The 447-nt window shown below is 41.8% G+C and carries 1 protein-coding gene; it reads left to right on the top strand.

From position 1 onward, the window contains the following. Positions 1–110: 110 nt before the first annotated feature. Positions 111–447, top strand: a 337-nt coding sequence (locus tag R0J92_RS21745; protein ID WP_411053167.1) for a DNA cytosine methyltransferase, incomplete at its 3' end; no start/stop codon positions are given.

The following is a 447-nucleotide window of genomic DNA, read 5'->3' as shown; positions in this document are numbered from 1 at the left end:
AGTAAAGAAATTGACTTAGATGACTTTGGGGATGATCAATTTGAACATACGTGTCCTAAATGCGGTTTTTCATACAATGAGTAGGTGACAACATGAACTATAGATGGAAATTGAGTGATCTAAAAAACATCCCTTCTAACGGGCTGAAAGTGTTCAGTACATTCTCGTGCGGTGGTGGCTCCTCAATGGGCTACAAATTAGCAGGGTTTGAATTGCTGGGAAACTGCGAGATCGATCCGCAGATGATGAAAATCTATAAAAAGAATCACAAACCGGAATATCCTTATCTCATGGACATTCGAGAGTTTAACCAGATCCCGCTATCTGATCTTCCTGAAGAACTCATGAATCTTGATGTGTTCGATGGATCACCACCATGCAGCGTATTTTCAACTGCAGGTAAAAGGGAAGAGGATTGGGGAAGAGAAAAGGCGTTCAGAGAGGGAC

Origin of the sequence: Tritonibacter sp. SIMBA_163 (assembly GCF_046535935.1) — a bacterium.
Lineage (GTDB): Bacteria > Pseudomonadota > Alphaproteobacteria > Rhodobacterales > Rhodobacteraceae > Epibacterium > Epibacterium scottomollicae.
The sequence above is the reverse complement of the archived record's forward strand: the minus strand, read 5'-3'. Positions and strand labels throughout refer to the sequence as shown.